20 protein-coding genes and 1 tRNA gene are annotated in these 23739 nt (G+C 71.3%); 7 read left to right on the top strand and 14 right to left on the bottom strand.

The window, feature by feature from the left end:
• Positions 1-143: 143 nt before the first annotated feature.
• Together PZE19_RS09065 and fae are read right to left on the bottom strand one after the other, a co-directional pair.
• Positions 144-1019, bottom strand: a complete 876-nt coding sequence (locus tag PZE19_RS09065; protein WP_277860265.1) for an NAD(P)-dependent methylenetetrahydromethanopterin dehydrogenase — start codon at positions 1017-1019, stop codon at positions 144-146.
• Between the two features lie 91 nt (positions 1020-1110).
• Positions 1111-1605: a formaldehyde-activating enzyme gene (gene fae, locus PZE19_RS09060; RefSeq protein WP_368411284.1), complete on the bottom strand. Its 495-nt coding sequence runs from the start codon at positions 1603-1605 to the stop codon at positions 1111-1113.
• Between the two features lie 307 nt (positions 1606-1912).
• Here fae and PZE19_RS09055 point away from each other — a divergent pair, with 307 nt between their 5' ends.
• A complete protein-coding gene (locus PZE19_RS09055; protein ID WP_277860263.1) occupies positions 1913-2260 on the top strand; it encodes a DUF6370 family protein in 348 nt (115 codons plus the stop codon).
• Positions 2261-2328: 68 nt separating this feature from the next.
• On the top strand, positions 2329-3465 hold the full coding sequence (locus PZE19_RS09050; RefSeq protein WP_277860262.1) for an ATP-grasp domain-containing protein: 1137 nt from the start codon (positions 2329-2331) through the stop codon (positions 3463-3465).
• A gap of 7 nt (positions 3466-3472) precedes the next feature.
• On the opposite strand, the gene eutC is transcribed toward PZE19_RS09050, so the two are convergent.
• The 8 genes from eutC to PZE19_RS09010 form a co-directional block, all read right to left on the bottom strand.
• On the bottom strand, positions 3473-4267 hold the full coding sequence (gene eutC, locus PZE19_RS09045; protein WP_277860261.1) for an ethanolamine ammonia-lyase subunit EutC: 795 nt from the start codon (positions 4265-4267) through the stop codon (positions 3473-3475).
• Positions 4264-5787 (bottom strand): amino acid permease, encoded by a 1524-nt coding sequence (locus tag PZE19_RS09040; RefSeq protein ID WP_277860260.1) that lies wholly within the window; start codon positions 5785-5787, stop codon positions 4264-4266. Before PZE19_RS09040 ends, eutC begins: the two co-directional genes overlap by 4 nt.
• Complete coding sequence (locus PZE19_RS09035) at positions 5784-7202, bottom strand: ethanolamine ammonia-lyase subunit EutB (protein WP_277860259.1); 1419 nt, start codon at positions 7200-7202, stop codon at positions 5784-5786. The genes PZE19_RS09040 and PZE19_RS09035 overlap by 4 nt, the downstream gene beginning before the upstream one ends.
• 94 nt (positions 7203-7296) lie before the next feature.
• Positions 7297-9126 (bottom strand): beta-propeller fold lactonase family protein, encoded by a 1830-nt coding sequence (locus tag PZE19_RS09030; RefSeq protein ID WP_277860258.1) that lies wholly within the window; start codon positions 9124-9126, stop codon positions 7297-7299.
• Between the two features lie 37 nt (positions 9127-9163).
• The gene (gene argS, locus PZE19_RS09025; RefSeq protein WP_277860257.1) at positions 9164-10882 is read right to left on the bottom strand and encodes an arginine--tRNA ligase; all 1719 of its coding nucleotides are present in this window, start codon (positions 10880-10882) and stop codon (positions 9164-9166) included.
• Between the two features lie 63 nt (positions 10883-10945).
• Positions 10946-11530 (bottom strand): ribosome silencing factor, encoded by a 585-nt coding sequence (rsfS, locus tag PZE19_RS09020; RefSeq protein ID WP_277860256.1) that lies wholly within the window; start codon positions 11528-11530, stop codon positions 10946-10948.
• Positions 11531-11725: 195 nt separating this feature from the next.
• Positions 11726-13222, bottom strand: a complete 1497-nt coding sequence (locus PZE19_RS09015) for a hypothetical protein (RefSeq protein ID WP_277860255.1) — start codon at positions 13220-13222, stop codon at positions 11726-11728.
• A 223-nt stretch (positions 13223-13445) separates the two neighbouring features.
• Positions 13446-13518, bottom strand: a tRNA-Glu gene (locus PZE19_RS09010).
• A gap of 191 nt (positions 13519-13709) precedes the next feature.
• On the opposite strand from PZE19_RS09010, the gene PZE19_RS09005 reads away from it, so the two are divergent.
• Positions 13710-14516, top strand: a complete 807-nt coding sequence (locus tag PZE19_RS09005; RefSeq protein WP_277860254.1) for an alpha/beta fold hydrolase — start codon at positions 13710-13712, stop codon at positions 14514-14516.
• A gap of 74 nt (positions 14517-14590) precedes the next feature.
• Complete coding sequence (malQ, locus tag PZE19_RS09000) at positions 14591-16207, top strand: 4-alpha-glucanotransferase (RefSeq protein WP_277860253.1); 1617 nt, start codon at positions 14591-14593, stop codon at positions 16205-16207.
• Between the two features lie 8 nt (positions 16208-16215).
• On the opposite strand, the gene PZE19_RS08995 is transcribed toward malQ, so the two are convergent.
• Complete coding sequence (locus PZE19_RS08995) at positions 16216-16650, bottom strand: CBS domain-containing protein (RefSeq protein ID WP_277860252.1); 435 nt, start codon at positions 16648-16650, stop codon at positions 16216-16218.
• Between the two features lie 281 nt (positions 16651-16931).
• Here PZE19_RS08995 and PZE19_RS08990 point away from each other — a divergent pair, with 281 nt between their 5' ends.
• From PZE19_RS08990 to PZE19_RS08980, 3 genes are all read left to right on the top strand, one after another.
• Positions 16932-18359, top strand: coding sequence for an ArnT family glycosyltransferase (locus PZE19_RS08990; protein ID WP_277860251.1), 1428 nt, complete (start codon positions 16932-16934; stop codon positions 18357-18359).
• Positions 18349-19149: a 3-methyl-2-oxobutanoate hydroxymethyltransferase gene (panB, locus tag PZE19_RS08985; RefSeq protein WP_277860250.1), complete on the top strand. Its 801-nt coding sequence runs from the start codon at positions 18349-18351 to the stop codon at positions 19147-19149. Before PZE19_RS08990 ends, panB begins: the two co-directional genes overlap by 11 nt.
• 77 nt (positions 19150-19226) lie before the next feature.
• A complete protein-coding gene (locus tag PZE19_RS08980) occupies positions 19227-19592 on the top strand; it encodes a 4a-hydroxytetrahydrobiopterin dehydratase (protein ID WP_277860249.1) in 366 nt (121 codons plus the stop codon).
• Between the two features lie 6 nt (positions 19593-19598).
• Here PZE19_RS08980 and PZE19_RS32895 read toward each other — a convergent pair whose 3' ends face one another.
• Genes PZE19_RS32895 through PZE19_RS08965 form a run of 3 tightly spaced genes read right to left on the bottom strand, consistent with a single transcriptional unit; the run spans position 19599 to position 23530 of the window.
• Positions 19599-20567 carry a DUF1570 domain-containing protein gene (locus tag PZE19_RS32895; RefSeq protein WP_277860248.1) on the bottom strand — a complete coding sequence of 323 codons (969 nt, stop codon included), beginning with the start codon at positions 20565-20567 and terminating at the stop codon, positions 19599-19601.
• Positions 20568-20595: 28 nt separating this feature from the next.
• Positions 20596-22371: a lipopolysaccharide kinase InaA family protein gene (locus PZE19_RS08970; protein WP_277860247.1), complete on the bottom strand. Its 1776-nt coding sequence runs from the start codon at positions 22369-22371 to the stop codon at positions 20596-20598.
• Between the two features lie 4 nt (positions 22372-22375).
• On the bottom strand, positions 22376-23530 hold the full coding sequence (locus tag PZE19_RS08965) for a glycosyltransferase family 4 protein (RefSeq protein WP_277860246.1): 1155 nt from the start codon (positions 23528-23530) through the stop codon (positions 22376-22378).
• Positions 23531-23739: the final 209 nt, after the last annotated feature.

The following is a 23739-nucleotide window of genomic DNA, read 5'->3' as shown; positions in this document are numbered from 1 at the left end:
TCCGTCGGAATTCGCAATCCGGAAACACGATTGGGCGACGGCTTTCGTGCTCGTCTCCCCCTCATCCGGCCCTTCGTGCCACCTTCCCCCGCGAGGGGGAAGGCCGTCATTCGGGGATTTCCCCGACTCCTGGCGACGGCCTCTCAGACGAGGTCGCGGCCCAGCTCCAGGACTTCCTCGGCGTCGAGGATCTTGTCGTTGGAGCGGAAGAGGTCCTGGATCGCCCGCTTGTGGATCTTCATCTTGAGGCCGCCGACGCCGAGCGCGCCCCAGGCGCGGATCCCGCCCCGGTCGACGTTCTTGTCGTTCGCCTCGACCCCCTCGATCCCCGCGGGGGGGACGGCGTTCAGGTCGACGACGACGCGAAGCCCGTCGCGGCCCTTCCATTGCGCGGCCGAGATGAGCCGCGCCCCTTCGGGCCCGGCGCTGACGACGAGGGCCGTCTTCGCCAGGGTCCGCTCCAGGTCGGAGGCGTCGGCGTTACTAAAGCCCTGGTAGGTCGCGCCCGTGGTCGCGTGGAGGCGTTCGGCGAGCTTGCCGGAGCGGGCCGCGTCGCGTGACCCGACGGCGACCGTCGCGCCCAGGCGGCCGAGCAGCCGGGCGACGCGCTGGCCGACGGGGCCGGTCGCGGCCAGGACGGCGGCGGGGACGCCCTGCAGCGAGCCGCCGACGCTCGAGAGCGCGGCCAGGGCGGCGGCGGCGGCCGTCGTGTTGGAGCCGTTGGCGTCGAACAGGACCGAGACGCGGAAGGGGCCGAAGAACGTCGAGCGGATCTTGGCGAGCACGGCCTCGGCCTTCGCGACGTCGGATCCGCCGACGAAGAGCGCGGTGCGGTGGAGGTCGGCCGGGCCTCGGGTGAAGAGGGCCCCGTAGACGAGGTCCTGGACGTTCTCGGGCGTGACGTCGCCGTGGCGGAACAGGTGGTCCACCTTGGCGTCCACGGCGACCACGGCGTCGAACACGCTGGGCTGCGCGTCGACGTCGAGCTGGATCAGGATCGTGGCCTTGTCGTCGGGCATGGCGGCCCCCCGCATGGGCGGAGTGGGAGGGAGGGGGAGAGGAGGAGGGAGACGCCGGCGCGAGTCGCGGCCGGCGTCTGGATTCAGGCGGTCACTTGGCGAACGGGTGCTCGACCGAGTCCTTCTTGGCGGTGATCTCGGAGATCGAGGGCGAGTTCTTCATCGCGCTGGCGATGGCGAGCTTGGTCGCCTCGTAGTTGAACTTGAGGATCTTGGCGTTGTCCTCGGCTTCGGGGTGGATGAACACGCCGCAGACGATGACCAGGTCCTCGGCGGCGGCGGCGGGGATCACGCCCTCGGCCACGCTGTCGGCGACGGCCTTGGCGACGGCCGACTGGGCCGGGCCGAACATCTGCACGGCCTGCTTCATGCCCTTGATCGTGACCTTCGTGACCATCACGGTCGCGGGCTTGGCGATCAGGTTGGGGGTCAGCACGGCGAGCAGGTTGGTGTGGCCGGCCGACTGGTTGGCCAGCGCGGTGGCGAAGGCCTGGCCGACGGGGCCGTCCTTCTTGCCGATGAGGAGGTCGATATGGGCGATCTCGTTGCCTTCGCCCACGAGGGCTTCGCCGATGTTCATGAGGATTTCGCCGGCCATCGCGTCCGTTCTCCCTGGATGAAAAATGCCGCGCGGGGGCGGGTCGGAACCCGACCGCACGCCTGACTTTCGCGCGTGTCGACGATCGGACGCGCGAGCGAGACCCGCATGATAGACGCCCCCGGTCCGGCCGACAACCCCCCGAAGAACGGGCCGGGATCGGGGAAACCCGGTTGTTTCTCGCCGCCCAAGCTGGTTGAATACGAATCGAGCAGATCGGGAGGCTCCCTCTCGGGGTTCGTTCCTCGGGCCCGTCCCGGATCTGCGTCCGACGGGTCTGCAACGGAGGAGAATGATGCGCAAACTCTTGATGCTGGCGGTCTGCGGCGTGCTGACGATGGGCCTGGGCGCGGTCCTGGCCGACGAGGGCAAGAAGGTCACGATCGAGGGCGACGGCCTTTGCGCCAAGTGCGCCCTGGGCGAGGCCAAGGAGTGCCAGAACGCCGTCGTCGTCGAGAAGGACGGCAAGAAGACGACGTACTACCTCGAGAAGAACGAGTTCTTCAAGGACGCCCACACCACCCTCGGCCTCTGCGGCGCCAAGAAGGACAGCCCGGTCAAGGTCAAGGTCGTCGGCACCTGCGTCGAGAAGGATGGCAAGCACATCCTCACGCCGACCGAGAAGATCGCCAAGGTCGACTGAGCGGCCCTCGAGGGCCGTTCGCGAAGTTGGAGGACCTCGTCTCGGCGCGACCGGGGCGGGGTTTTTTCATGCCCGCGATCGAGAGCGTGTTGATCATCGGAGCCAGCACCCGCGCCGCGGCCTTCTCGGCGAGCCGCGCCGGCCTGCGCCCCAAATGCCTCGAGCTCTTCGCCGACGCCGACCTCGCGGCCCATTGTCCCGTCGTCCGGTTCGACCCCGACCGCGACGGCGACGACCTGGAGCGGCTGGCGACCTCGCTCGGCTGCGAGGCCTGGTTCTACACCGGCTCGATGGAATGTCGGCCCGACCTCGTCGAGCGGCTGACGCGGCTCGGGCGACTTCTCGGCAACGGGCCCGACGTCCTGCGGCGCGTCCGCGACCCCTGGCAGGTGGGCGCGACGCTCCAGGCCGCGGGGATGCCGACGCCCGCCCTGCGACGAGCCTCGGACGGACCCGCGGAATCCGGGAGTTGGCTGCGGAAGAACCCCGCGGTTGCCGGCGGCCTGGGCGTCGCGTGGGCCGACGGCGCCCAAGGCGCTGCAGCCCCGATGGCCTATCTCCAGGAATTCGTCGAAGGGCCGACGTTCTCCGCATTGTTCGTCGCGGCCGGCGGAGACGCGCGGCTGCTGGGCGTGGCGCGACAGTTCCGAGGTGCCCTCGGCGCGGAGTTCCTCTACCGCGGCGGCGTCGGCCCGTGGCCGATGGAGATCCCCGTCATGGCCGACGTCCGGCGGCTGGGCCAGGTCCTGGCGTCGGAGTTCCGGCTCGTCGGCCTGTTCGGCATCGACTTCATCCACAAGAACGGCCGGCCCTGGGCGGTCGAGGTCAACCCGCGATACACGGCGTCGGTCGAGCTGTTCGAAGCCGCGATGCGACGAGCGTTCGTCGCGGACCACGTGCGCGCTTGCGTCGAAGTCGAGCTGGGCCAGGGCCCGAGCCTGCTCCGCCCGACGCCGGCGTTCGGCAAGCGCGTGATCTACGCGAGCCGCAGGCTGGAATTCCCGAACGTCGGGCCTCCCCCGCGAGGGGATGACGACCGCTTCCAGGTGCCGGTCATCGCCGACCTCCCCGCCCCGGGTACGGTCATCGAAGCCGGCGAGCCGATCATGACCGTCTTCGCGACGGCGGCGACGTCCGAGCAATGCATCGCCCGGCTCGACCGGCGCGAACGCGCCTGGCTCGAACGCCTGGAACGGACGACGTGACGAGGCGTCAGTCGGCATCGAGACGAGGCGTCGAGGCGGACGGCAGCGACGGCGTCCACGTCTCTTTGATCGCGACGCCGCTCGTCTGCTCGGCGATCATCCGGCTGGCGAGATGGACGATACGCGCGGCGGCCTGGTCGATGGGCACGCCGCGGGCGTGGATGTTGGAGATGAGATTCCGGCGCGAGTCGTCGTGCCCCGCCTGCGGGCGGTACGCCATGTAGGCCGAGAGGCTCTCGGCCGTGGCCAGGCCGGGACGCTCGCCGATCAGCAGGACGACCACGTTCGGGTCGAGCGCCTCGCCGACGTCGTTCATCACGCCGACTCGACAGTGGCGGACGAAGAACGGCCCGCCCGTTTGGAGGCCCGCGGCGGCCAGTTCGTCGACCAGGGCGGGCAAGAGCTTCGGGGCCTGGACGATCAGGGCCGCCGCCGAGAGTCCGTCGCCGAGGACGATCTGGACGTCGCAGCCGCGCGGACGACGCGCCGCGATGGCCTGCCGGGAGTCCAGCCGGAGCGAGCGGCCCAGGTCGGGGCGGAGGAGGTATTCATCCTTGGAAGCGGCGAGGGTGACGACTTCGAACAGGTCCCAGCGGTCGAGGAATTCGCGGCCGAGGTCGCGCTCCAGGTCGACGTCGTTGCGGACCGCGTCGCGGGCGGCGGCGTGATCGCCCCGGAGTTCGAGCCAGGTCGACGTGGTGTACGAGCCCCCGGCGCGGCCCGTCAGGATCCGCGCCGGGGTCTGCGCCCGGATGCGGGCCAGCAGATCCGAAGCCGGTCGATCGGGGACGATTTCGCTCATGGCGCGGCGGCCGCGGCCGGCTCCTCGCGGGGCGTGGGGGTCGCTCGGTCGCTGAGGATCGGCGGCCCGGGGAAGCGTTTCCGCTCGCCGCCGAACCAGACGACGGCCAGGGCGATCGCCATGGTCCCGATCACCCACGCCGCCCGTTCGTTCGGCGGCTGCATGCCGATGGCGATCAGGCCGCCGCAGCCGAGGGCGCTCAGCCAGGCCAGCGGGCGATACCAGCGGCCCAGACTCCACGGACCCATCGTGGTCCAGGTCTTGCCGTACGCCAGGGCGCCCAGGAAGCTCGGCAGCACGTACGACAGGTAGAGCAGGATCGTGCAGACGGCCGTGATCGTCGAGTAGACGGGCGTGTAGAGCGTGAACAGCACGGCGGCGGTCGCGGTCGACCAGACGGCGACGACCGGCGAGCGTCGCCGCGGGCAGACCCAACGCACGGCGTTCGAGAACGGCAGGCCGCCGTCGCGGGCGAAGGCGAAGGCCATCCGCGACGCCGACGTCACCGTCGCCAGCCCACAGAGGTATTGCGCGGTCACGATCCCCGCCGCGAACGCCGCCGCCAGCCAGGTCGGGAAGACCCCGTGCAAGATCCAGGGGAAGGCCCCCTCGCCCTGCGCCGCGGCCTCGGACAGGCTCGGAGCGGCCAGCACGACGGCCGAAAGCAGCGCCCAGCCGGCGATCCCGGAGATCAGGACCGACTGTACGATCCCCCGCGGGACGGTTTCGGCCGCGCCCAGGGTCTCCTCCGAGGCGTGGGCCGAGGCGTCGAACCCGGTGATCGTGTACGCCGGCAGCAGCGCGCCCAGGGCGAAGAGCAAGGCCAGGCTGCGGGTCTCGGGCCAGACGCCGGCGCCGGCCGGGCCGCTGAAGTTCTCAAATCGGACGAGACGCGAGACGTCCAGGGCGGGCGCGAACCAAAGGAGACAGCCGACGAGCAGGGCCGAGACGAGCAGGATCCAGTAGCCGCTGAAGTCGGTCAGCTTCGCCGTGACGCCGATGCCGATGTGATTGATGGCCGCCTGCGAGGCGGTGATGGCGACCACGACGAGGATTTGCGCCAGGTGCTCGCCCCACGCCCCGCCGACGGGGTCGTGGCCGAGGGCGGTCGCCGCCGTGCGATACGTGCCGACGTTGATCGCCGCCAGGACCGTGACCAGGCCGGCGAGGTTGAACCAGGCGGTGGCCCATCCCCAGCCCCGACCGCCCAGGATGGCCGCCCAGTGATAGAGCCCGCCGGCCGTCGGGAAGGCCGAGGCGAGCTGGCCCATCGTCGCGGCGACCGCCAGCGAGAAGAGCGCGACGAGCGGCCAGCCTATCCCGATCGACGCCCCGCCCACGCTGCACAGGCCCAGGTGGAACGAGCTGACGCCCCCCGCCAGGATGCAGATGATCGAGAATGACAGGGCGAAGTTCGAGAACCCGCTCAGGCGACGCGCCAGCTCCTGCTTGTAGCCGAATCCGCGCAGGCTTCGCGCGTCGTCGTCGGCCTGCTCGCGCTGGTGATCGGCGTCGTTCATGGGCGGCTTCCGGTTTCCGACAGGACGGCTTCGAGGCCCCGCAGGGCGTGGGCCGCCGCCTTCCGGTGTTCGACCGCCGACGCTCCCCGGCCGAGGCCGCGTTCGGCCAGCCAGGCCTCGAATTCGGGCGCGGGGCGGAGGCGGAAGAGTTCGCGCATGGCCAGGGCGTCGTGGTAGCTGGTGGACTGGTAGTTGAGCATGACGTCGTCGGAGCAGGGGACGCCCATGAAGAAGTTGCAGCCGGCGGCGGCCAGCAGCAAAAGCAGGTTGTCGGCCGAATTCTGGTCGGCCGCCGCATGGTTCGTGTAGCAGACGTCGATCCCCATCGGCAGGCCCAGCAGCTTGCCGACGAAGTGATCTTCCAGCCCCGCGCGGATGATCTGGCGCTCGTCGAAGAGATACTCGGGGCCGATGAAGCCGACGACGCTGTTGACCAGGAACGGGTCGAACGCGCGGGCCACGCCGTGGGCCCGGGCTTCGAGCGTAAGCTGGTCGACGCCGTGGTGCGCCCCGGCCGACAGGGCGCTCCCCTGGCCGGTCTCGAAGTACATCGCCTGCGGCCCGGCCCAGCGGACGTCGCGCGCGGCGTGGCTCTCCAGGACCCTCTCGCGGCCCTCGCGCAATAACGCCAGGTCGACGCCGAAACTGCGGTTGGCGGCCTCGGTGCCGGCGACCGACTGGAAGAGCAGGTCGACGGGCGCGCCTCGGTCCAGGCATGCGAGCTGCGTCGTGACGTGGGCCAGGCAACAGGCCTGCGTCGGGATGGCGAAGGCGTCGATGAGCCGGTCGAGGCCGCGGAGGATCGACTCGACGACGTCCACCGACTCGGTCGCCGGGTTCACGCCGATCACCGCGTCGCCGCAGCCGTAGGTCAGGCCGTCGACGGCGGAGAGCAGGATGCCGCCCAGGTCGTCGCTCGGGTGGTTGGGCTGCACACGGATCCCCAGCACCCCGCGCCCGCCCATCGTGTTCCGGCATCGGGAGACGTTGCGGATCTTGGCGGCGGCGACGGCGAGGTCCTTGTTGCTCATCAACTTGGCGACGCCCGCCGCGACCTCGGGCGTGATCGCATCGCGGGCCGCGGCGAGCGTCTCGCCGGTCGTCGCGTCGTCGAGGATCCATTCGCGGAACGCGCCCAGGGTCAGCCCACGAAACGGGGCGAAGGCGGCGACGTCGAGCCGGTCGAGGATCAGGCGGCTGACCTCGTCGACGTCGGGGTCGATCACGGGATTGGCGACGACTTCGCCGAGGGTCGTCTCGGCGAGGACCATCTTGGCCGCGACCCGCTCGCTCTCGGTCCGCGCGGCGATGCCGGCGAGCTGATCGCCGGACTTCTCCTCGTTGGCCTTCGCCAGCACCTCGGCGAGCCCGCCGAACGTGAACCGCTCGCCTCGGAGCGTCGTCGTCAGGTTCAAGGGGCGGCCCCGGGGTTTGCGGTCGGAAGGTCGTAGGGGTGAGAGGAGGCCCCATTGTGCGGCGGAGCCGGCCCGATCACAACGGCCGACCGCGTCAGAGCGACTTCACGTAGGCGATCAGGTCCGAAAGCTCCTGCTCGCTCAGCTCCTCGCCGCCGACCGCTTCGGAGGAATGGGGGCCGGAGAGGGCGTCGCGGAGGGTCGCCGAGCGGGCGTCGTGCAGGTAGGGGTACTTGTCGTAGACGCCCCGCAGGGACGGCGGGTTGTAGCCCTCGTAGACGTCGTCGGGCTCTTCCAGGCCGACGACGTGGACCTTGCCGTCGGTCAGCTCGGGGCCGCTGTGGCAGGTGTTGCACGCGGCCTTGGCCGACGCGAAGACGGCCTTGCCGCGCTCGGCCTCGGCGTTCAGGCCGCCGTCGGGATTGCGGTAAGGGTTGCGGGGGAAATCGAGCGATTCCAGGTACGCCACCACGGCGCGGGCCTCGTCGTCGGTCGGCTTCGTCCCCTGCATGCTCTTGGTGAACGACTCGACGGTGGCCTCTTCGAGGCTCGTCTGCCAGCCGTGCCAGGTCCAGGGGGAGGTTTGCGTCACCCGGCGGAGCGTGGGGACCTTCTTGCGGCTCCGCTCGTGGGTGTTGCGGAGGTCCTGCCGGCCGTCGTTGAGCGTGTCGAAGTGCAGGCCGTTGGTGTGGCCGTCGCTGTGGCAGGTGTTGCAGCTGTACCACTGGTTGAATGAGCGGGTCGCGTCGTGGAAGAGGGCCTCGCCCCGCCTCGCGAGCGAGACCGTGGCGGGCGCGCCCAGGGGGATCGTGGCGACGAGACTCGCGGTCTCGGCGTCGACGACCTGGACCGAGTCGCCGAGGTAGTTCGCGACGTACACCGTCTTCGAATCGGGCGCGAAGGCCAGCTCGGTCGGTCGGCCCCCGAGGGCCACGCGGCGGAAACGGCCGGGCTCGGCGAGCAGCTCGGGGGCGATCAGGTCGCGCGAGCCGTCGACGCGCCAGGGCAGTCGCCTGGGGGCGGCTTGCAGGATCATCAGCTCATGCGTCCCGCCCAGCGAGACGATGATGAGCTTGCCGTCGGGCGCGATCGCCACGCCGTGGGCGTCGGCCGCGGCCTTGCCGCGGGGGTCGAGCGAGATCGTGGCGTAGGGCTCGGGCTCTTTCAGGTCGATTCGGGTCAGCCGTTGGCCGAGGACCCAGCCCTGGTCGATGTTGTTGCGGGTCGTGGCGAACTGGCGGTCCTTCATGTTGGCGAGGTAGGCGTAGCGGCCGTCGGGAGCCACGGTGATCTGCCGCAGGTTCTCGCCCTCGACGGGGACGGTCTTCACGACCTTGAAGCCCTCGACGTCGACGACGGCGACCTCACGCGACCGCGAATCGCCGACCGCCAGGGCCTTGCCGTCGGGCGAGAGCGCCAGACCGCGGGGCTCGCGGCCGACGGCCAGGCGGCCGGTGACCTTGAGGGCGTCCAGGTCCAGGCGGACGACCTCGTCGGCCGCGCCGACGGCCACGTAGGCCGTCCTGCCGTCGCCGGCGATCGCCACGCCGCGGGGCTCGGGGCCGACTTCGAGCCGGCCGGCGACGGTCAGCTTGTCGTCCTTCACCTCCAGCAGGGCCACGTCGTAGCCGTACCAGTTGGCGACCAGGGCGCGGCGGCCGTCGGGCGCGAAGGCCACGCCGGCGGGCTTGTCGCCGACGGCGACCTCGTCGAGCACCATCCGTCCGGCCGGGTCGACGAGGCTGACGGTCCCCGCCGTCTGGTTGGCGGTCAGCAGCCGGGAGCCGTCGGCCGAGAGCGCCAGCGCGATCGGCGAGCGGTGGGGGACCGTCCCGCCGTCCTCGGCGAGGAGTCCGGGGCCGGGGGCCGTCGCCAGCAGGGCGACCAGGAGATATCCAAGCGTCGGGCGGCCGATCGTGCTCATCGTGCAGGACTCCGTCGCGCGAGGCGCAGGGCGGGGTTCACATCCGGTCGACGACGTCGATTCCCAGGAGGTTCAGGCCAAGCTTCAAGGTGCGGGCGGTCAGGTCGCAGAGCGCCAGCCGGCTGTCCCGGCGCTCGTCGGACTCGGCCTTCAAGACGGGGCACTCTTCGTAGAACGTGCTATAGGCGTTGGCCAGTTCGAAGAGGTGGTCGGTCAGGACGTTCGGCTTCATCTCGTCCGCGGCGAGCTCCAGGATCTCGGGGAGCCGCAGCAAACGGACGCCCAGGGCGCGCTCGGCGGGATGGCTGACGAGCACCCTCGGCCGCCGCCCGCGGACGTCCTCGGGGCGGACCTCGCCGCGGCGGAAGATGCCCTGGATGCGGGCGTAGGCGTACTGCAGATAGGTCGCCGTGTTGCCGTGCATCGCGAGCATCTTCGACCAGTCGAAGACGTAGTCGCTGAGCCGGTTCTGCGAGAGGTCGGCGTACTTGATCGCCCCGAGGCCGACGATCTCGGCCACGCGGGCGCGCTCGTCGTCGTCGAGCTGCGGGCTGTTGGCGTCGACGACCTTGCGGGCCTCGACGACCGCCTCGTCGAGCAGCGACTCCAGGCCCACCACGTCGCCGTCGCGGGTCTTGAACGGCTTGCGGTCCGCGCCCAGGATCGTGCCGAACGCGACGTGCTCGAGCGCCGCGCCGTCGTAGCCCCAGCGGCGGGCGACGTCGAAGAGCTGCTTGAAGTGGTCGCCCTGGCGGGTGTCGACGACGTAGAGGACCTGGTCGGGGTCCCAGGTCTGCTCGCGGTAGCGGATGGTCGCCAGGTCGGTGGTGCCGTAGTTGTAGGCCCCGTCGCGCTTTCGGATGATGAGCGGGGCCTTCATCCCCGGGACGAAGGCGACGGTCGCCCCCTCGCTCTCCTCGGCGATCCCCTTCGCTTCCAGGTCGGCGACGACCGCCGCGAGCATGGGGTCGTAGAAACTCTCGCCCAGCTCGACGTCGAAGCGCACGCCCAGCCGGTCGTAGACCTTCTGCAGGGCCGCCAGGCAGGCCGGCATGAACCGCGACCACAGCTCGCGGTTCTCGGGGTCGCCGGCGTGGAGCTTGACGGTCTCGGCCCGCGCGGCGTCCTCGACGGCCTTGTCGCCCCCCTTGATGCGGGACTGGGCGAGCCGGTACAGGCGGGCCAGCTCGGTCACCGGGTCGGCGGCGAAGGCGGCCTCGTCGCGGGCCGTCTTCCAGCCCCAGAGGATCATCCCGAACTGCGAGCCCCAGTCGCCCATGTGGTTGTCGCGGACGACCTTATGGCCGAGGCCCTCGAAGATCCGCGCCAGGCTGTCGCCGATGACGGTCGAGCGGATGTGGCCGACGTGCATCGGCTTGGCGACGTTGGGCGAGGAGAAGTCGATGACGACCGTCCGGACCGATTCGGGCGCGGTCAGGCCCTGGCGGTCGTCGTCGAGGAGGTCGGCGAGCCGCTGCGAGATCCATTCGTCATGCAGGCGGACGTTGAGGAAGCCGGGGCCGGCGACCTCGGGCTTGCCGGCGATCGGCTCCAGGTCGACGGCCTCGCGGACGCTCGCGGCCAGCTCGCGCGGGTTCTTCTGGATGCTCTTCGCCAGGGCCATGCAGCCGTTGGCCTGGTAGTCGCCGAACTTGGGGTCGTTCGCCGGGCGGACGGCGGACCCGAAGGCTCGCGGGTCGCCGCCCTCGGGCGTGACGGCGCCGAAGGCGGCCCGCAGTCGATTGAGAACGTTCATGGGCGAGATCCGCGAGGAGTTCCAGCGATCGGGGGGCGGGTCGGGGTCGTACGGGTGCGGGCGTCAGGCGGACGGATCCGACGACTCGGGTTCGGCCGGGGTCGTCTCGGATGCGTTCTCGGCGGGTGCGGGTGCGGGTGCGGGGGAGGAGTTCGCGTCGCGCCAGGCGAGCGACGGGGCGTCGCCCCAGATCTCTTCGAGGGAATAATACGTCCGGCCGTCGCCCGAGAAGACGTGGACGACGAAATCGCCGTAGTCGATCAGGATCCAGCGGCCCTCTTCGGCGCCCTCCATGCCCAGCTTGTGCTCGCCGAGCTTCTTCATCTCGGCGTCGATCTCGCCGGCGACGGCGTTGGCCTGGCGTCGCGAGTTGGCGGTGGCGATGACGAAGTAGTCGAGGAGGGCGGTCGCCTTGCGCAGGTCCAGGAGCAGGATGTCCTTGCAGCGGTTGTCGTCGGCGATCCGGGCGGAGAGCTGGGCGTGCGCGAGCGCCCGCGCCAGGCGGTCGGGGTTGCGGCGGTCGACGGCCTCGGGGATCGCCGCGTCCTGGGCCTCGCGGATCGAGCGGGTCGCCCGGATCGCGCGGGTGCGCTCGGTCGGCGTCGAGGCCACCGGGACTTCGGCTTCGGGGGTTTCGTTCTCAGACATTCCGGCTTCCTGAAGAGGGCGGGGCCGGGCTTCCGCCGGCGATCCGCGGGTGGCGTCGAACGCGACGCGGGCGGTGGAGCCGCGAGGCCCCCATGACGGACGCCGCGGCCGCGTCCCGGGTTCTCGGCTCCTTCGATCCCCGCGCCGCCCGTCCAGCTTAATCGAAACCACCCCCGGCTGACCACCGGGAGCGGATCAAGCCTCCGCGCCGTCGCGGCCGTCGCCGAGCCGGCCGCTGCACTGGTCGAGGACCTGCTTGGCGACCTGGTTGGGGTTGTACCCGCCCGGCAGGCGGAGGAGGGGCTTGCCGTAGCGGTCGCAGAACGTCTTAACCTCGCCGAAGGCGTGGCTCGACCAGCGGATCGCCAGGATGACCAGGGCGACGTCGGGGCGGGCGACCGAATGCTCGAACCGCTCGATCGACTCGTGTTCGCGGGTCTCGATCCAGATCAGCTCCTGGAGCCCCAGGGCCGACCTCAGGGCGTCGTGGGCGTCGGGCCGGCGGGCCCCGCCGATCAGGACGACGGCCTTGCCGGCGAGCAGGCGGGCGGCCGCGACGACCTCGGCCGTGGGGGGCTCCGGGGCCTCGGGCTCCTGGGTCGCGGGCCGTCGCGCGGCCAGGTAGCGGTCGACCTCGCGGAGGGCCATCTGGAGGCCGCGAGGCGGCTCGTCCACGTCCGGCATCCGCTCGAGGATGGGCAGGAGGGCCTCGCGGATCTCCACGCGGCTGGGGGGCTCGCCCTCGTCGACCAAGTCGTCGAGCGTGGCGAAGATCTTGCCCCAGTCGTATTCGTCGCCGAGTTCCGACTCGACCCGGCGGGCGTGGTAACGGAGGCGGCTCAGGAGCGAGTTCCGCTTCTTGGCCTGTCGGCGAACGTCCTGGCAGCCGGCGTCGAGTTTCTGGATGCGGGCCCGGATCCCAGAATGGCTCGCCGGGACGGCGGGATCGTCGATCCGCATGTACCGCTGGATGTAAATCTGCTCGCGCGCCGCCACGCCGCGGAGCCAGTCGTAGGTCGCGTACTGGTCGGGATCCTTGCGGCCGTCGATCCGATCGATGACGACCCGGAGCGCCGATTGGGCCTCGGCCAGAAGGTTGAGCGCGGGCTCGAAATACCTCCGGTTCGACTCGTCGGCCAGCAGGCCGCGCACCAGCGAGACGGCGTCCGCGACCGCTTCGAAGCAGCCGGCGGCCACCGTCAAGGACGAAGGGTCGGCCGGGACCTCGAAATCGGGCGTGTTCATCCAGAGGAAGCAGGCGAGGCCGCGGGCGCGATCGAGGATCTCCCGGTCGCTGGGCGCGATCTCGAGGGCGAAGTCGGCCCCCCCGTCCATGAGGCGGCGACGCGAGGCGGCCCAGCGCAGGCCGTCGGCCTTCAGGCGGCAGCGGGCCTCGACCCCCGGCAGGTCTTCGTCGGCCGTCCCGCGATCGGCCGCGAGCGAGACGACGGGATCCAGCCGGGCCGGGGGCGGAGGCGTGCGACCGAGCGTCAGCTCGATGAGCGGGACGGGGGCCGCGGGAGGCTCGGGGGCCGCCGTCGCGACGGCGGGCGTCGCCGGAGGCCGCTCGGTCGCCTCCAGGATCGCCGTGGCCAGGGCGCGGACGTCGGCGCGGACTGCGTCGTCGCGTCCCGCCTGGTCCACGAGCCGGTCCGCCAGGGACTGGATCGCGCGCGTCAGGTCGTCGTTCATGGCGAGCCTCGTTTGCGCTGCCTCGGCTCGGCCGGGATCGGCTCGTTCAAGACTTCGAACGGCCCGCGACGACGCAGTCGCCTTGGAGACGAGACTCGTCGTCGGATCACTGGCGTCGCACCCGCAGGGAGAGAGGCCCTATTCTCGCCGTGCGCCGGCCGATCGACAAGCCGGCGCAAAAGAAACGACGCCGCGATGGGCGTCGATTGGTGGCTTTGGTCAGTACCCCCACGGGGACTCGAACCCCGGTCCCTTGGCTGAGAACCAAGTATCCTAGGCCGCTAGACGATGGGGGCGGCGGAGACGTCACCTATCTTAGTCGACGACCGCCGCTCGTCAAGGGTTCGGGGGAAATCCCGGCCCGATCGCGGCGATTCGCGGGAACTCCGGCCGGATGGCTTTAATCGCCGGCCCGTTCGGCATACGCTATTGGCGACGCTCGCGAGCGGCGGCTCGCGGAAGGGACCGCGGGACCTACGGATCGACGATGCCGACCATCGCCCTGAACGATCGCGAGTTCTACTACGAGGAGGCGGGCGAGGCCGGCGACGTCCTGGTCTTCCTGAGCGGACTGGGGGGCGACCACCGGGCGTTCAGCCTGGCGCAGCGGCATTTCGCCCGCGAGTGGCGGACCCTCGCCCTCGACTCCCGCGACGCCGGCCGGAGCTGGCGGGCCCGGGCCCCCTACGACACGGCCGAGATGGCCGACGACGTCGCCTCGTGGCTGGCGGCCCTGGGGATCGCCACCGCGCACGTCGTGGGCCACTCCCTCGGCGGCCTGGTCGCCCAGGAGCTGGCCATCCGCCACCCGGGGCGGGTCGACTCGCTGACCCTCGCGTCCACCCACGCCGGGGCGAACGCCTGGCGGAAGGGGGTGATCGAGTCCTGGATCCAGCTCCGGGAGCTGGCCGGGGCCGACCTCGTCCGGTTCTCCAACGGGACGCTCCCCTGGCTGGTGGCGCCGGCCTTCTACGACCATCCCGAGCTGATCCAGGGCCTCGTCCGGTTCGCCGAGCGCAACCCGTGGCCCCAGGACGTCGCGGCGTTCACGCGGCAGGCCCGCGCCGCGGCCGAGCACGACGCCCGCGACCGACTGGGCCGGCTCGACGTCCCCAGCCTGGTCCTGGTCGGCGAGCTCGACCTGGTCAATCCGCCCCCCATCGCCCGGGACCTGGCCGATCGAATCCCGGGCTCCCGGCTGGAAGTCCTGCCGGGCGTGGGGCATATGCCGCATATCGAGAACAAGGTCGATTTCCGCGACGCGCTGGAACGGTTCCTGCAAGCGAGCCGCTGAGCCCCGAATTTCGCGGCTCCGGAAGCGGGTCGATCGGGCCCGGCGGTCGAGACGAGGATCCTCACGAGGCGAGAATGCGATATCCCAGGTCCAGCGGCATCCTCATGCACCCGACATCGCTGCCGGGGCGGTTCGGCGTGGGCGACATCGGTCCCGAGGCCCACAAGTTCGTCGGGATGCTGGCCGAGGCCGGCCAGCGTTGGTGGCAGACGTTGCCCCTGGGGCCGACGGGCGCCGGCAACTCCCCCTATCAGTCGCACTCCTCGTTCGCGGGCAATCCGCTGCTGATCAGCCCCGAAGGGCTCGTCGAGCGAGGCTGGCTCGACGAGAAGGACCTCCCCGAGCCGGCCGCGGCGACCGACGAGGTCGACTTCCTGGAGGTCATCGGGGTCAAGAACGCGCTGCTCTCGAAGGCGTTCGGCCGCTTCAAGCAGTCCGACGCCGATTTCCACCGCTTCGTCGCCGAGGAGAAGCACTGGCTGCAGGACTACGCCCTGTTCATGGCGATCAAGGAGGTCCGCAACGGCAGCGCGTGGTTCACCTGGGAGCCGGAGCTGGTCTCGCGCCAGCCCGCGGCCCTGGAGGCCTTCGCGCGCGACTCGGCCGAGGCCGTCCTCTTCCACGAGTTCGTCCAGTTCGCCTTCTACGAGCAGTGGAAGGCCCTGCGGGCGACCTGCCGGAAGCACGACGTCAAGCTGATCGGCGACATCCCGATCTTCGTCGCCCACGACAGCGCCGACGTCTGGTCGCGGCCGGACCTCTTCTTCCTCGACGCCGAGGGCCGGCCGTCGTTCGTCGCCGGCGTGCCTCCCGACTACTTCGCCGAGACCGGCCAACTCTGGGGCAACCCGCTCTACGACTGGGACGCCCACGCCGCCGAGGGCTACGCCTGGTGGGCGCAGCGGATCGGGGCCCTGTTGAAGCAGGTGGACCTGATCCGGATCGACCATTTCCGGGGCTTCGAAGCCTACTGGGAGGTCCCCGGCGGGGCCGAGACCGCCGTCAACGGCCGCTGGGTCCCGGGACCCGGCCCCGCGCTCTTCCACGCGCTCAAGGAGAAGTTCCCCGACCTGCCGTTCATCGCCGAGGACCTGGGCGTGATCACGCCGCCGGTCGAGGCCCTGCGCGACGAGTTCCACCTGCCGGGGATGCGGGTGCTCCAGTTCGGCTTCGCCGCCGACCCCGAGGCCGAGAAGCACCTGCCGTTCAAGCACGTCCCCAACAGCATCGTCTACACCGGGACGCACGACAACGACACCAGCTACGGCTGGCTCACGAACCAGCACGTCGAGACCACCCAGTCGCTCGAAGAGATCGAGGAGGAGCGGCGGTTCGCGCTCCGATTCGTGGGGACGGACGGCAAGGAATTCGGCTGGGACCTGATCCGGCTGGCCCTCTCGTCGGTGGCCCAGATCGCCGTCGCGCCGATGCAGGACGTCCTCGGGCTGGACAGCGGGGCCCGGATGAACGTCCCGGGAAAGGGCGTGGGGAACTGGGGATGGCGGATGACCCCGGGCCGTCCCACCCCCGCCGAGGTCGGCCGCCTCGCCGACCTCACCGCGCTCTACGGCCGCTGGAACGGAGAGCTCCCCGCCTCGCACGACCTGCATCGCAAGGGGCCGGCCCCGCCCCCCGCGGCCAAGGCGACGGGGGCCGGGTCGGACGACGGAGCGGGCCCCGCGCGCTCGTGAGGGCCCCTTCAGCGATCCCCGTGGATGTAGGACATGAGATGGTGGTTCTCCGTCGTGACCTTCTCGTACATGACCTTGACGACGTCGCCGACCGAGACGACGCCGACGAGGATCTCGTCCTCGACGATCGGGACCTTGGCGATCCGCCGCTCGCTCATCAGGCCCATGACGTCGTCGACCGAGTCGTCGACCCGGCAGGTGACCGGGTTGCAGGTCATGACCGACGCCACGCGGAGCCGGCCGAAGCCGTCGCCCTTGTGGTGCATCAGCCGCAGGACGTCGCGCTCCGAGACGACGCCGACGAGCCGGCCTTCGCCGTCGACCACCGGCAGCGAGCCGACGTCGTTCTGGACCAATCGCGCGACGGCATCCTGGACGCTGGCCTCGGAATCGATCGTCACCACCCGACGGCCTTTCCGGTCGAGCACTTCGCTCACGAGCATGGCGACCTCCTGACGTGGTTGGGCACGATGCCGCACGCGGGGACGTGATGGACCCGCGAATTCGGCGGCGGAAGCGAGATGGGATTGGTCGTATCCTGACACGCTGATGTCGCCGACGCAACCGGTTTCAGGCCGCGTTCCGAGAATGAACCCGTTTTCATGACACGAGAGGGGGCCCGACGATCGCCAAGCCGCCGCCGACGATCCCCGGGGAACGGCCCGAGCCCGCGACGCACCGCGCCGAGGCGGCGCGGCTCGCCCTGGCGCTGCTCGCCGGGCTGGTGCTCCGCTCGCTCCACCCCGACCAGCCGATCGTCGAGAATTTCGTGGGCCGCCAGACGCCCACGGCGATGGTCGCACGCAACCTCGAACGCGGGTCGGGCTTCCTGCGCCCCCAGCTCGACACGGGGCCGTTCCCGAACTACTTCCTCGTCGAGCCGCCGATCTATCAGGAGCTGGCGGTCGCCCTGCGGCGGACCACCGGACTGTCGCTCGACGCCTGCGGGCGGCTGACCTCGGCGGCGGCGGCGGCGCTGGCGGCCTGGGGCGTGTACGCGTTGATGAAGCGGCGATGGGGCGAGGGCCCGGCGCTGGCTGCGGCGACGGCGTTCTCGATGCTGCCGATCACCATCCGCTACGGCCGCGCCTTCCAGCCCGACGCCCTGATGATCGGCGCCTGCGCCGCGGGCCTGGCCTGCTGGGACCTCGCCGTGGCGCGGGGCGGGGGCCGTCGGTGGCTGGCGGCGGGCTGGCTGCTGCTGGCGGTCGGCCTGGCGGCGAAGGCGACCGCCGCCTATGTCTTGGCCGTGGCCTTCCTGGCGATCTTCCCGAGGCGGACCTGGAAGACCATCGCGCTCTGCGCCTCGCCCCTCGCGCCGGCGATCGCCTGGTACGCCTGGGCAGGCTGGCTGACGCAGTCCTCGGGCTCGCGTGCGGCGGCCGAGAATCAGGCCATCTGGATGGACCTGATCGGCCTGGAGGCGCTCGCCTCGGGCGAGACCTGGCGGCTCGTCGGCCGTTTCCTGGTCGTCCGGGCCTTCACCCCGCTGGGGTTCGCGGGGGCGCTCTGGGGCCTCTGGTCGTGCGCCGGGAAGGACCGCGGGGCCCTCGTCTGGTGGACGTGGGCCGGCCTGGCGTCGGCGACGATGGCGCTGCTCGCGGCCAAGCTCCATCACGAATATTACTGGCTCTGCATGGCCCCCGTCGCGGCGGCCGGTCTCGGACTCGCCTGGGCCCGGATCGACGCCTGGCGGCCGACCGTCGCCCTGGCCGCGGCGGCGGTGTTCGCCGCGCTCGCGCTGTACGTCGCCGATTCGACCTGGAACACCCCGGACGAATGGGCCGGGCTCGCCGAGGCCGCGCGCGGGGTGTCCGAGGAGACGAAGCCGGGAGACCTCGTCGTCGCCCCCGAGGCGCTCCTGTACCGCGCCGACCGCCGCGGCTGCCGGCTGGAGTACACGCTCGCGGCGGCGAGCCGCGCGGCCTCGGAATGGGGGCCGATCAACCGGGGCCTGGCCCCGATCGAGCTGGTCGAATTCTATCGGACGAAGGGGGCCCGCTGGTTCGCCGACCTGGGCTCCGGGCCCGAGGACGTCCTGCGAGTGGACTTGCACGACGGGATCCGGCGGCGTTACAAAGTGCTGATCGATCGGCCCGACCTCATCCTGGCCGAACTCCCCCCCAGCGAGCCCTCCGGCCATGGCGATTGACGACCGTCCCGTCACCATCCTCGATTTCGACGCCTGGAAGAAGCAATCGCGGAAGATCTCGGTCCTCACCGCCTACGACTACGCGACGGCCCGCTGGCTCGACGCCGCGGGGATCGACTGCCTGCTCGTCGGCGACTCGCTGGGGACGGCCGTCCAGGGCCGTGAGACCACCCTGGGGGTGACGCTCGATCAGATCGTCTACCATGCCGAGATGGTCGCGCGGGCCGCGAAGCGGGCGTTCGTCGTCGCCGACCTGCCGTTCCTCTCGTACCAGGCGTCGCGGTCGCAGGCCATCCGCTCGGCGGGCCGGATCCTCAAGGAGACGCGGTGCCAGGCCGTCAAGCTGGAGGGGGGCCGGCGGACCGCCGCCGCCATCCGCGCGGTCGTCGACGCCGAGATCCCCGTCATGGCCCACGTCGGCCTGACGCCCCAGTCCGTCCGCAAGCTCGGCGGCTACAAGGTCCAGCGCCAGGCCGACGCGATCCGGGCCGACGCCCAGGCGGTCGTCGAGGCCGGCGCGTTCGCCATCGTCCTCGAATGCGTCCCCGCCGCGATCGCCGCGACGATCACCGCCGAGGTCCCCGTGCCGACCATCGGCATCGGCGCCGGCGTCGACTGCGACGGCCAGGTGCTCGTCGTCCACGACATGCTCGGCCTCATCGAGGGCTTCCGGCCCCGCTTCGCCCGCCGCTACGCCGAGATCGGCGAGGCCGTCCAACAGGCGACCGCGCGCTACATCGCCGACGTCCGGTCCGGCGAGTTCCCCGTCGAGGCCGAAAGTTTCCGCTGATCGTCGGCTTCCGGCGCAGCCTTCGCAGGCCTGGATCGGCGGTCCCGTCGCTTCTCCTCCGCAACAGGAGCCTCGCCATGAGCACCCCGACCCTGACCGAACTGGCCTCGAAGAAGTGCGTCCCGTGCGAGGGGGGCGTCCCGCCGCTGCCGCCCGACGAGGTGGAAGCCCTGATCCAGACCGTCTCCGGCTGGTCGCTCACCGCGGACGGCAAGCGGATCCGACGGGAGTGGAAGGCGAAGAACTTCGTCGCCGGCCTGCGGTTCTTCGACAAGGTGGGCGAGCTGGCCGAGGAGGAGGGGCATCATCCCGACCTCCACATCGAAGGCTATCGCAACGTCGCCGTCGAGATCTGGACCCACGCGGTCGGCGGGCTGACCGAGAACGACTTCATCCTCGCGGCCAAGATCAACGAGGTCCCCATCGAGCAGAAGCGGTCCTGAGTTCCCTCAGAACCCCAGGAACGAGCCGATGCGGCGGAGGAGTCCCGGTCGTCGCGGCTCGGGGACCGCGAGGACGGGATCGGTCGCGCGGTCCTGGAGCCGCACCACCCGATCGGGGAGGGGCTCTTCGGCCGTCGGCTTCTGCGCCACGACCCGCGCGGGCTCGCCGTTGAGGTGGGCGAGCAGCCGCGCGCCGTCGGTCCCCTCGGCCGCCAGCGCGTCCGACAGGGCGGGGCGGGGGCCGCGGGCCTGCAGATAGTCGAGGAGCAGCGGCTTGCCCTGCTTGGAATCGCTCAGGAGCAGGTCGACCCAGGCCCAGGACTCGCGATAGTCGCGGGGATCCATCTGGTGGACCTCGTCGAGCGTCTCCAACCGCCGCAGGTCGGGCTTCCAACCCGCCTTGACGTCGGCCGCGAGCCGGGCGAGGCGGTCCCCCCGGTCGCGCAGGTCGTCGGGGCCGTCCTCGAAATACTCGGCCAGCCCCTCGTCGACCCACAGCGGGATGTCGCCGAACCGGCCGCGCAGGAGCGCGTGCGCGGCCTCGTGGCGGAGGTCTTCCTCCAGCATCGGGCCGTGGTAGGTGTAGACGATCCGCTGCTCGCCCTGGGCCAGGAAGAAGGCGCGCCGCGGCGGCAGCTCGGGGAAGTAGAAGCGGAGCAGGTGGAGGAAGGCGTTGCGATCGTCGAGGACGTACACCTCGATCGGGCCGCGGTCGGCGTCCTCATCGACGTTCATGCGGCCGGCCAGGTCGGTCCGGAGCCGCTCCAGGGCCAGGACCGGCGGGGCGTCGGGCTTCATCGGCTCGTTCGAGTAGAGCACGAACGGGCCCGTCTTGAGCTGGTGGGACGTGGGGAGCAGGGCCGGCCCGCGCTTGGCGACGGTCGAGCAGCCGGCGACGGCGAGCCCGGCCAGGAGGCCGATCCGGAGGGCGAGGCGCGTCGTCGAACGTCGGGAGGCGTCGCGGGGCCTGTTCACGTCCGGTCCCTCCATGGAGCGATGCCGATCAGGATAGGGGGCGCCCGCGGCGGTGGTTACGGGCCTTCTTGGTGTGGGTCGCGGCGTCGATCGCCCGCCAGAGCGCCTTCCACTCGCCCGACCGCGAGAGCCGCTGCGGGAGGTAGGCCCGCAGGAAGCGCAGCGACGTCGTCCGCGTCCGCCCGGGGGCGTCGGCGAGGCTGACGCTGAGCCTGGCGAGGTTCTGGATGCGGCGATTCATCGGCAAGGGGCCCTTGAGCCGCACGCCGACCAGGTCGATCAGCGTCAGCAGGTCCTCGCGCGGCGGGGCGTCGAGGCGGACCAGGATGTTCGACGCCTTCAGGTCGCGGTGCGAGAGCGAGCGGTCGTGGAGCAACCGGACGAGCGCCGCCAGCGCCGACGTCAGGCGGTCGACCTCGGCCTTGAGGGCCTCGCCCTGGAGCGCCGGGAGCACCTGGAAGACGTGCTCGGCCAGGGTCGTCGCGTTCTGCTGCTTGACGGTGGCGAGGTAGGTCTCGTGGGGCAGGACCCCCTGGAAGGGCGAGAACCAGGGCTTGCGGCGGCGGGCCACGAACGCCAGGTTCTTGGGCGTCGGCACGCCTCGCGACAGCAGATGCTGCCCGGCCTGCCACGACCTCCAGGCGCGCGACGGCCGGAAGATCGAGAGCACCGGGTCGATCCACTTCTTGCGGTTGAACCGCTTGTAGACCACGGCCGTCGGCCGGCCGTCGACGATCATCGTCGTCTCGATGAGCCGGGTCGTCCGCGAATCCTTGATGAGCTTCGCGTCCGGGTCGTTGAAGAGGGCGTCGGGGTCGACCAGCAGGGGGGCGATCTCCGAAGGGTCCAGGTCGCGCGAGGCGATGCACAGGGCGTTGACGGACTTGAAGACCTCGAAATACTTGTTCGTCGACCGACAGCGCTTGCCCCAGCGTCGCCAGAGCCGCTCCGCCCAGCGTCGGGTGCACGCCTCGACGCCCTGGGCGAAGTCGCGGACGGAATCGGGCGCGCCGTCGCGGGCCGCCAGGTAGGCCTTGAGGAAGCGGCGGCGGTCCACGCGGCTGCTCCGTGTCCAGAAGTAATGGTCGAGCAGCGCGAGGTTGCGGCGCGCCTTCGCCCAGGTCGGCCGCCGGACCGTCCGCAGGGCGTCCAGGTCGATCATCGTGAGCTGCGGCTCGTCGTCGGGACCGAGCCGGACCATGATGTTGCCGGGATGGAAGTCGATGTGCTGGAGCCCCGCGTTGTGCAGCTTCGCCGTCAGCGCGCCGAGGGCCGCGGCCAGGCTCCGGCGCAGCCGCGAGCGACGGGGCTCGTCGAGGGCGGGCAGGTCGCGTTCGACGTATTCGTCGAGGGGGACCGCCTCCGGGATCTCGCGGGTGATCAGGAAATTGTCGAAGAGGAACCCGCGCCGCCGCCGCTCGCCGAGGGCGATGGGGACGATCGTGGGGAGGCCGATCGAGGCCAGCCGCTGGGAGCGCCGGCCCTCGTTGCGGCCCTTGCCGCGGCGGAACCACTGGCGGTACTTGGCCCGGCGGTCCGGCACGAGGTAGTGCTTGATGTAGATCGCCGAGCCCGGGAGCTGCACCCGGTAGACGACGCGGTGGGGGCCCGACTTGATCGTCTGGACGCGGCCCTCGGCCCGCCACTGCTCCAGCCGCAGGCCCTCGCCGTCGATGAGGACGTCGCGCCAGCGGCCTTCGAGCCACCAGCCGACGTCGCCGGCCTGCACGAAGGTCCAGTCGGGGGGCTTGAACATGCGGCCGTCCGCCGTCCTCGCCCGGATGCTGGGAAGCGTTGCGGTCATGAGCCTATTCCGATCCATGTCGGCCCCGCCGCGACGCGCGGGGAGGGGCGGCCGTCGCGTGCGGGCTGCCGACGGCTCGGGCCCTCTGCCGGGTGACGTGCGGGGCGAAGGCGAGGCCGAAGGCCCCCTCCGCGGGCGGCTCGCGGCGCCCGCCGGGCGGGCCGTCGATCCCCGTCGCGGAGGCCGCGAACGCGGCCCCCCAGGCGGCGACCGAGTAGTGCGACTCCACGCGGCGGCGCGCCTCGCGGCCCATCCGGGCGCGGGCGCCGGCGTCGGCCGAGGCCCGGACGGCCGCCAGCCATTCGTCGTCCGTCGTCGCCAGGTGGCCGGTCGCGCCGGGCTCGATCATCTCGACGTGCGAGCCGACCGGGTTGGCGATCACGGGCAGGCCCGCCGCCTGGTACTGGAGGATCTTCAGGCCGCACTTGCCCCGGCTCCAGTCGTCGTCGGGCATCAAACCGACGCCCACGTCGCCCCGGGCCAGGTCCTCGGCCTCGGCGGCCTCGCTCCAGGGCGTGGCGACGACTTCCAGGTTCTCGAACTTCGGGAATCGATCGCAGATCACGCGGAGCCTGAGCCCGGGGATCGCGCGGCCCAGCCGCTCCCAGAGCGGCCGTCGCGCCTCGATCCCCTTCAAGGTGCTCGACGAGCCGATCCAGACGAGTTCCGGCGGCCCGTCGTGGGACGGCCCGGCCGCCTTGACGGAGTAGCGACCGGGGTCGACGCAGGTCGGAATGGTGCGGACCGTCTCGGCCGAGGCCCCGGCGCGGAGGGCGCAGTCGGCCAGATAGTCGTTGCCGGCGAGGACGACGTCGGCCGCCCGGACGGTCCGGGCGAACCGGGCCGCGCGGCGTGACGAGGCGGCGCCCCGCCGGTCGTAGGAATCGCGATGCAGCACGGCGTCGTCGAAGTCGAACGCCAGGTGGCGGGCGTTCCTGCGGAGCAGGGACAGCTCCCAGGCCGGCAGCAGCTTGCGCTGGAGGACGACCGCGTCGTAGCCCGCGACCGCCCGCAGCTGCCGAAGGCGGGGCAGGAGGGCGCGTTCCAGGGGCTCGCAGGTCAGCGACCAACCGGCGTCGCGGAGGGCCGGCTCGAACGCGCGGATCCGGTATCGGCAGCAGACATGGTCCGGCGAATCCACAAGCGCGAGTAGTCTCATCCCGTCCTCCGTGACGGTTCAGGCGGCGTTCCTGGGAGCGTGGAGTCCGCATCTCGGGGCCGAGACGACGGGATCTTAATCCGAAGCCGGAAATAAACCAAGCCCGAAGCGGCACCGATCGCGTCGTATTCGGCCGGGGGGAGTCGGCCCCCGGCGGCGAGTTGATCCTTCCATGAAGATCCGCCTAGACTAACGCGGCCGATTTATAA

The organism is Paludisphaera mucosa (assembly GCF_029589435.1).
GTDB classification, from domain to species: Bacteria; Planctomycetota; Planctomycetia; order Isosphaerales; family Isosphaeraceae; genus Paludisphaera; species Paludisphaera mucosa.
Note: the sequence above shows the minus strand (reverse complement) of the source record. Positions and strands in the feature narration are given on the sequence as shown.

Bases quoted from the DNA above. Each gene is read 5' to 3' on its own strand.
- rsfS (WP_277860256.1), bottom strand. From the start codon at position 11,530: ATGTCTGAGAACGAAACCCCCGAAGCCGAAGTCCCGGTGGCCTCGACG.
- PZE19_RS09005 (WP_277860254.1), top strand. From the start codon at position 13,710: ATGCCGACCATCGCCCTGAACGATCGCGAGTTCTACTACGAGGAGGCG.
- PZE19_RS09050 (WP_277860262.1), top strand. From the start codon at position 2,329: ATGCCCGCGATCGAGAGCGTGTTGATCATCGGAGCCAGCACCCGCGCC.
- panB (WP_277860250.1), top strand. From the start codon at position 18,349: ATGGCGATTGACGACCGTCCCGTCACCATCCTCGATTTCGACGCCTGG.
- PZE19_RS09055 (WP_277860263.1), top strand. From the start codon at position 1,913: ATGCGCAAACTCTTGATGCTGGCGGTCTGCGGCGTGCTGACGATGGGC.
- argS (WP_277860257.1), bottom strand. From the start codon at position 10,882: ATGAACGTTCTCAATCGACTGCGGGCCGCCTTCGGCGCCGTCACGCCC.
- PZE19_RS09065 (WP_277860265.1), bottom strand. From the start codon at position 1,019: ATGCCCGACGACAAGGCCACGATCCTGATCCAGCTCGACGTCGACGCG.
- PZE19_RS08980 (WP_277860249.1), top strand. From the start codon at position 19,227: ATGAGCACCCCGACCCTGACCGAACTGGCCTCGAAGAAGTGCGTCCCG.
- PZE19_RS09040 (WP_277860260.1), bottom strand. From the start codon at position 5,787: ATGAACGACGCCGATCACCAGCGCGAGCAGGCCGACGACGACGCGCGA.
- PZE19_RS08995 (WP_277860252.1), bottom strand. From the start codon at position 16,650: ATGCTCGTGAGCGAAGTGCTCGACCGGAAAGGCCGTCGGGTGGTGACG.
- PZE19_RS09030 (WP_277860258.1), bottom strand. From the start codon at position 9,126: ATGAGCACGATCGGCCGCCCGACGCTTGGATATCTCCTGGTCGCCCTG.
- PZE19_RS08965 (WP_277860246.1), bottom strand. From the start codon at position 23,530: ATGAGACTACTCGCGCTTGTGGATTCGCCGGACCATGTCTGCTGCCGA.
- PZE19_RS09015 (WP_277860255.1), bottom strand. From the start codon at position 13,222: ATGAACGACGACCTGACGCGCGCGATCCAGTCCCTGGCGGACCGGCTC.
- malQ (WP_277860253.1), top strand. From the start codon at position 14,591: ATGCGATATCCCAGGTCCAGCGGCATCCTCATGCACCCGACATCGCTG.
- eutC (WP_277860261.1), bottom strand. From the start codon at position 4,267: ATGAGCGAAATCGTCCCCGATCGACCGGCTTCGGATCTGCTGGCCCGC.
- PZE19_RS08970 (WP_277860247.1), bottom strand. From the start codon at position 22,371: ATGACCGCAACGCTTCCCAGCATCCGGGCGAGGACGGCGGACGGCCGC.